The sequence below is a fragment of the Pedobacter sp. MC2016-24 genome (genome assembly GCF_015223055.1).
Lineage (GTDB): Bacteria > Bacteroidota > Bacteroidia > Sphingobacteriales > Sphingobacteriaceae > Pedobacter.
This window is the reverse complement of sequence record NZ_JADFBX010000045.1, coordinates 1-786: the sequence shown is the minus strand read 5'-3', so window position 1 is coordinate 786 and position 786 is coordinate 1. Positions and strand designations below refer to the sequence as shown.

Sequence of the window (786 nt, the reverse complement as noted above, 5' to 3'; positions counted from 1 at the left end):
ACTGATAATGATCCAATACTTCATCAATAGTTTTAAACCTGCCATCGTGCATATAAGGGGCGGTGAGCATTACATTTCTTAGGGAAGGGGTCTTGAATTTACCCATATCGTTCGGATCAAAACTCACCCTGAAACGGCCTTGAAAAATCCCTTCATGATCATCGCTGAAAGTAGCATCAATACCGTTGTTGTGGTAACCATCATCAGTAAACAACTCCCCACTATGGCAGGCTTTACATTTGCTGTTCACCAGATTCATCCCCTGCAATTCAATAGTAGTAAGATTGCCACCAGCTTCAGCTCTTCTAAATTTATCATATCTGGAAGTTCCGGAAATCAGCGTGCGTTGGAACTGTGCAAGTGCTTTAACCACATTTGCAGATTTTATTTCCTCATTGAAAGCTTGCTTAAACCGGGTTACATAATCAGGAATCTGTTTCAGTTCAGCCGCTAATACCAAAAGGTCCTGATGCATTTCATCGGCACTGGTTAAAGGCCCAAATGCCTGAGATTCGAGATTTTTTGAACCACCATCCCAAAAAAATCCGGTTTTTGCCCAAGCCAGATTAAATAACGCAGGAGCATGTCTGTCTAAGGATTTTCCAGAAACACCAATGGTACTCAAAGCTACTCCATCCGTAAAAGCAAGATCCTGACGGTGACAAGAGGCACAGGAAATCCTGTTGTTGCCAGAAAGCCTGACATCATAGAAAAGCATCCTGCCAAGTTCAATACCTTCAGCAGTTAAGGGGTTGTCCAGATCCTGTTCAGCAGCCGGGAAGTTAC

The 786-nt window shown here is 43.1% G+C and carries 1 protein-coding gene; it reads right to left on the bottom strand.

Going from position 1 to position 786, the window contains the following annotated elements; all coding sequences use genetic code 11:
• The coding region (locus IM797_RS28185) for a cytochrome-c peroxidase (protein WP_194130564.1) at positions 1-786 on the bottom strand (786 nt) is incomplete at both ends.